The sequence below is a fragment of the Mesorhizobium sp. M7A.F.Ca.US.005.03.2.1 genome, assembly GCF_003997795.1.
GTDB lineage: Bacteria > Pseudomonadota > Alphaproteobacteria > Rhizobiales > Rhizobiaceae > Mesorhizobium > Mesorhizobium ciceri.
This window is the reverse complement of sequence record NZ_RZRP01000381.1, coordinates 1-5,874: the sequence shown is the minus strand read 5'-3', so window position 1 is coordinate 5,874 and position 5,874 is coordinate 1. Positions and strand designations below refer to the sequence as shown.

Sequence of the window (5,874 nt, the reverse complement as noted above, 5' to 3'; positions counted from 1 at the left end):
AGGCGCCGTCGAGCACGACCAGCGCCTTGTTGGCTGCCGCCGGCGTTGCCGCCAGCGCGCGGTTGCCGAACACCAGCTCGGCCGACGGCCCGCCCTTGCCGTCGCCCATCATCAGGATGACGTCAGGCGCCATCTCGATCAGTTTTTCCTCCGACGCCGCCTTGTAGCCCTGTACGATGTCCATAGGGTTGAGGCCGCCGGCATAGCGGATGATGGCGTCGGCAGAAGTACCCGCGCCGGCAGCGCTCAGACGTACCAGGCCATGGAAGAACACCACCTTCTTGCGCCGCTCCGGCGGAATTTGCGACGCCAGATCCGCGGCAGCCTGAAAGGCGGTGAGCACCTCGGCGGAAACCGCCTTGCCCTTGTCCTCGAGCCCAAGGCTGGCGGCGATCAACGTGATCTTGTGCTCGATGCCTTGCGGGCTGTTGTCCTGCGGGACCAAGACGATCGGGATTGCCAGCGACTTCAGCACCTCGACCGCTTCAGGAGGCCCGCTGTCTTCTGCGGCCAGGATCAGGTCGGGACGCAGGCTGGCCAGCCCCTCGACCGAAAGCTGGCGGCGGTAGCCGACATTGGGTTTTTGCGCGACTTCAGGCGGATATTTGCTGCCGCGATCTATAGCGACGATTCGCCCGCCGGCGCCCAGCGCGTGGACGATCTCGGTGACGTCGGAACCGAGCGTCACGATCCGGGTCGCCGCGCCCGGCACGACGGTTCGCCCCAGCGCATCGACAACGATCTCGGCGGCCAGCGCCTTGAAGCCGCAGAAAGGCGCCAGCACCGACAGTGCCAGAAGCAGCACCGCCGCGATCCTGCCCGGTTGCGACCAGTGGGTCGTCTTGCCTTCGCCTAAACTGCCGACCATGCCGCTGTTCCCGTGCCAGATGCTTCTCGAAGATGGTCGGCTATAAATTTAAAGTTGACTTATGTCATCATGTTTTAATATGTGACCCGTGCCCTGACCTGACTGGTCGAGGGATTTTCAATAATGCCAGCCAAGGCCGCTCAGCCACCGCCAGCAGTTTTGCTTTTGCTTGGGGGCTGCATGACAACGACAACAAACACGACATTGATGGCGAGCACGGCGCTCGCCTTCGTGCTCGGCCTCTGCGCCGTGCCTCTTGCCAGCGCGCAGGAACAGGACCGGGAGAAAAAGACCGCCGCCAAGACCGGCCGCCTGGCGCCGGCCAGTGTCGCGCAGAACCAGCCGGCGACGATGCTCGACGTGATCACCATCTCGGCAACGATGATCAAAACGGCGGTGATCGAATCGATGGCCGCCATCAGCGCCGTCGATCAGGACGAACTCGACCGCATCCAGCCCGACACAGCCGCCGACATCTTCCGCACCACACCGGGCGTCGCTGCCTCGATGAATGGCGACGATCCCGCAACCGCCATCAACATCCGCGGCCTGGAGCAATATGGCCGCGTCGTCGTCACCCTCGACGGCGCCCGCCAGGACTACTGGCGCGTCGGTCATGGCTCTGGCTCGTTCTATGTCGAACCCGACCTGATCAAGGAAGCCACCGTCATTCGCGGTCCGGTGTCGAATGCCTATGGTTCCGGCGGCATCGGCGGCGTCGTCTCCTTCGAGACCAAGGATGCCGGCGATTTCCTCAAGAAGGATGAGCGCTGGGCGCTGAGCGAGAAGCTCGGCTACGAGGACAATGGCGACGGCTTCACCACCAGCACCACCGGTGCCTACCGCTTCAGCGACGATGCCGATATCATCGGCAACCTCATCTACCGCGACCGCGACAGCTACACCGATGGCAATGGCGACACCCGTGCCATGGACCGGCGAGCGGGTGACCAGCGGCTATCTGAAGGCGACGTTGCGGCCGGCCGATGGCCATGAGCTGAAGCTCGGCGCCATCCGGCAGCGCTACAACGACCAGATCACCGGATCGAGCGGCTCGACCTCGCCGACCCTGAGCCGCTATGACACCGACACCACCAACCAGACCTACACCGCCGCTTACACCTGGAAGCCCGACGACAACGCGCTGATCGACTTCAGCGCCAATGCCTATCACAACCGCACCCGCGCCGAGCAGACTCAGGTCTGGCCGACCTCGGCGATCGGCAATTTCCGCTTCTACGACGTGGCCACGACAGGTTTCAATGTGAAGAACTCCTCGCGGTTCGACGTCTGGGGACTAGCACATACGCTGACCTACGGACTCGACTACTACTATCTCGAGGCCTCCTCGGAAGCGGCGCATTTCGGCGCTGGCCAACAGCAGGGTTATGGCGGCTTCCTGCAGTGGCAGGGCGATTACGAGGATTGGCTGCAGGTCATCGCGGCGATGCGCTATGACGGTTACCAGCTCGATGGCGAGACGCGCATCCCGTCACCGCAGGAAGCCTCGATCTCCGGCGATCGTTGGTCGCCGCGCCTCACCGTCGGCGTCACGCCATTCGATGGCTTCCAGCTCTATGGCACCTATTCCGAAGGCTACCGGGCGCCGGGTCTGCAGGATGTCTTCCGTGGCGGCGGCGCGCATGGCGGCGGTGATACATATCGGCCCAATCTTCTGCTGCAGCCCGAGATGGCAAAGAACTGGGAGGCCGGCGTCAACGTGAAATATGACGATGTGCTGACGGCGGGTGATCGGCTGCGCGCCAAGGTCAACGTTTTCCACACTGACGTCGAGGATTACATCGACGTCGACCTCACCGTGCTGCCGCGCACGGCAATCAACATCGGCGACGCACGCCTGAAGGGCGTAGAGGCCGAGATGGTTTATGATTATGGCTGGGGTTTCGTGAACCTCTCCGGCGCGCTGATCGACGCCAAGGTCGTCAGCGGCGTCTATTCCGGCCAGGCGTTGAACAACACGCCGCTCGACCGCTTCTCGGCCACGATCGGCTTCCGCATGCTGGAGGACCAGCTCACCGTCGGCGCGCAATATCTCAGCGTCGGCAAGATCACCCGCACCAGCCGCACCAATCCCAACGCCGTGCCGGTCGTCGATGACGGTTTCGATCTGGTCAATGTCTTCGCCAACTGGCGCGTCAACGACAACCTCAAGCTCGATTTCGGCGTCGATAACATCTTCAACACCGCCTACACCGATCCGCAAAGCGCATGGTCGACCTCGGCGGCAACAGAACAGGGCAAGGGCCGCACCTTCAAGGTGGCCCTCACCGGCAGGATCGGAGGCTGACAATGAACGAAGCATCGGTGCGTGAACTGGCCTGCGAGGCACGGCTCAACCTGCGGCGTCTGCCGGACTACATGGACAGCATCTCCGACAGGCTGCGGAGCTTCGAGGCCGATGCTTCGCATCAGGGACAGCGCATCGATTTCCGCTTTGCCTTCGGCGGCGCCTCGTTCGACATGGAGCGGCTGGTGATGCGGGCCAATGCTGCCGCCCGCGACGGGCTCGCCCGTATCAAGGACCTGCTCGCCACAGCCGTACAGGTCTACGCCAAGGAGGAAAACCCCGAGATCGTCTGGACCGGCGATCTCTCAGGCGAAACCAGCCTCGCCCAGTTCCGCGAGATGGTGGTGACCGATGTTCGCGACCTCACTCCGAATATGCGCCGCATTCGTCTGGCCGGCGAGAATCTCTCGCGCTTCGCCAAGTTCGGCGGCATGCATATCCGCATGCTGTTTCCGACCAGGGACGTCCCCGATCCGCTGTGGCCGGTGCTGGGCGGCAATGGCTTACCGGTCTGGCCCACCGACGACCGGCGCCCGGTGGCGCGCGTCTACACCATCCGCGCGCTTGACGTGGAAAAGGGCATCATCGATGTCGACTTCCTGATCCATCCCGGCGAGAGCGTCGGCTCCGCCTGGGCCATGCAGGCCGCGCCCAGCATGAAGGTTGGCATCATGGGCCCGGTCGGCCGTCCGGTGCGGCAGGCAGAATGGTACGTCATGGGCGCCGATGAAACCGGCTTGCCGGCGCTGGCTCGGCTGCTGGAGACGCTACCGGCCGGGACAAAAGGCGTCGCCTTCGTCGAGATCGCCAATGATGGTGAAAGACAAGCGATCAACAATGGCACGGGCATCGAGGTTCATTGGCTGACACGGGATGGCGTGGCGGCGGGCGAGGACAGACTGCTGGCCGAGGCTGTCCGCTCGGTGGCGTGGCCGCAGGACGGTTCGGCCTTCGGCTGGTTCGCGGCGGAAGCCGCTGCCGCCAAGATCGTGCGCGAATGTTGGCGCGACACGCTGGGGCTTGGTCGCGATCAAACGCTGGCGGCGGCCTATTGGCGGCGTGGCTCTGCCGGATTGATGGCGGGGTGAACTCTGATGATCGGCCCGCGGTCTTTGCCGATGCCGATATCAATCTGATCACCGGAGACAAGGTTCGAAATATCGCACACCACCAGCGGCATGCGGATGTCATAAAGAAATTCGGCAACGATGGCACCGACCGCCAGGATCGGGTCCGGCCGCTCCAGAAGAATACCGGCCGGCGCCGTGCCCCTGCGGATCGCCTCGGCCAGGACCGAGGATGAAGACGACGAGCCGCGCCCGCTCGGCATGACCAAAATCCTGCCGGCGACATTTCGGCCGAGGCCGGGGTGCGAATGGTCTGTTATCTCGCCGGTCTCGGCATCGATACCGCCCCAGAAGCTGAGCGGTTGCGAAAACACCAGCGCCTGACCCTCAGCGTCACCGGCCAGCTGGAAAGTGCCGGTTCGTTCCACCGGTCGCGTCATGACGCGCTCCGCACAACATGCCCGGCCGCAGCAGAGCGGATGCAATCCCGCATCTCGGCGAAGGCGACGGACACACCGATATTGCCGGGTGCGTAGTGCGCCCATTTGCCGGAATTGGTCATCACCACGCCATCGAGGCGTTCCAGGATCGATGTGACATAGGTGCAGGTATCGGCGACCGGGATCAGGCCGAACGCCTCCATACCGGCCAGCGCGCCCTCCTCCTGCAATCGCGTCAGCGTCGCGCGGCCGGTGTTGACATAGATCGGAATGCGCCTACCCGGTGCTGCCTCGCGCAGCAACGGCAACAGTCGCATCCATTCCTCATGCGAAAAATGCGGCGTGCCGAGCGACACGGCCGCCAGCGGCGCGCCATCCGGCACGCTCGATAGCCTGGCCAGCGCATGGTCGATATCGGCACGGGTAATGCGGATCGTCTCGTCAGGCGCATGACCCTGGAACGCCTCATCGAGCGTCATCGCTTCCGGCGTGATGCCGACCGCATGGAACAGCGCCACAGCACCGGTCGTTGCCGCCGCCGCCCCCAGCGCCTTCAGCTGATCCTCGTCGCGCGGTTGCGGCAGGCCGGCAATCACCGGAATGCGGTCGCCGCTCGCCTGCCCGATGACAAGTCCGATGCCGACGAACAGGCTGTCGCTCGGCTCGGGGTCGGCAAAGGCCAGTTCGAACAAGATCCGGCCGCGCCGGTTCTCGCTCAGATGCAGCCCCCAGGCCGGCGCACGTCCGGTCATGGCGCAGCACAGATCGATGAAATCGCCATAGCGGTTGGTGCGCGCGCCGATCACCGAATTGGCAAAGACGATGGCGTTGGATTCCCCCCAGGCGATCTGTTGGCCAAAGCTTGGCCGGAACCGCGTCTGGTAAGGCGCGCAAGTGAAAGTCGCCTGGCAGCCGAGCTCCAGATGCGCTTTCATCAGCCGGCGCGCCGGCACCTCTTCCGCCGCCGGCATTTTCACCATGCCGGGATGGATGAGATCGAACGAACCGACATTGAGCGTCGTCGGCACCTGCACGCGGCCACCGCCTTCGACCAGCCGCTCGACGAAGTCGAGACCGGCCTTGCCGTGGTAGAGACAGCCGTCGATATGGGCGCCGGCAATGTCGAGCAGGCTGCCCGCGCCGATCGCGTTGGAAAAGGCGACCAGGATTTTCATGGCAGCAGCCGCTGAC

At 64.2% G+C, this 5,874-nt stretch carries 6 protein-coding genes; 3 read left to right on the top strand and 3 right to left on the bottom strand.

Features of this window, described 5'->3' with window-relative positions; translation table 11 throughout:
• On the bottom strand, window positions 1-868 hold an 868-nt coding region (locus tag EN991_RS20525; protein ID WP_127369416.1), incomplete at its 3' end, for an ABC transporter substrate-binding protein.
• Between the two features lie 180 nt (window positions 869-1,048).
• On the opposite strand from EN991_RS20525, the gene EN991_RS41010 reads away from it, so the two are divergent.
• Genes EN991_RS41010 through EN991_RS20515 form a run of 3 tightly spaced genes read left to right on the top strand, consistent with a single transcriptional unit; the run spans window position 1,049 to window position 4,264 of the window.
• The gene (locus tag EN991_RS41010; protein ID WP_245461022.1) at window positions 1,049-1,864 is read left to right on the top strand and encodes a TonB-dependent receptor plug domain-containing protein; all 816 of its coding nucleotides are present in this window, start codon (window positions 1,049-1,051) and stop codon (window positions 1,862-1,864) included.
• On the top strand, window positions 1,794-3,176 hold the full coding sequence (locus EN991_RS41005) for a TonB-dependent receptor (protein WP_245461021.1): 1,383 nt from the start codon (window positions 1,794-1,796) through the stop codon (window positions 3,174-3,176). The genes EN991_RS41010 and EN991_RS41005 overlap by 71 nt, the downstream gene beginning before the upstream one ends.
• 2 nt (window positions 3,177-3,178) lie before the next feature.
• A complete protein-coding gene (locus EN991_RS20515) occupies window positions 3,179-4,264 on the top strand; it encodes a siderophore-interacting protein (protein ID WP_127369415.1) in 1,086 nt (361 codons plus the stop codon).
• Here EN991_RS20515 and EN991_RS20510 read toward each other — a convergent pair.
• Together EN991_RS20510 and EN991_RS20505 are read right to left on the bottom strand one after the other, a co-directional pair.
• Entirely contained in the window at window positions 4,225-4,683 is a 459-nt protein-coding gene (locus tag EN991_RS20510) for a DUF126 domain-containing protein (RefSeq protein ID WP_013530810.1), read from the bottom strand. The genes EN991_RS20515 and EN991_RS20510 overlap by 40 nt on opposite strands.
• On the bottom strand, window positions 4,680-5,874 hold a 1,195-nt coding region (locus tag EN991_RS20505; protein WP_127369414.1), incomplete at its 5' end, for an aconitase X. The genes EN991_RS20510 and EN991_RS20505, both read right to left, overlap by 4 nt.

What these genes read in the sequence shown, in the direction of transcription:
- EN991_RS20510 (WP_013530810.1), bottom strand. Translation starts at nt 4,683, where the DNA reads ATGACGCGACCGGTGGAACGAACCGGCACTTTCCAGCTGGCCGGTGAC.
- EN991_RS41010 (WP_245461022.1), top strand. Translation starts at nt 1,049, where the DNA reads ATGACAACGACAACAAACACGACATTGATGGCGAGCACGGCGCTCGCC.
- EN991_RS20515 (WP_127369415.1), top strand. Translation starts at nt 3,179, where the DNA reads ATGAACGAAGCATCGGTGCGTGAACTGGCCTGCGAGGCACGGCTCAAC.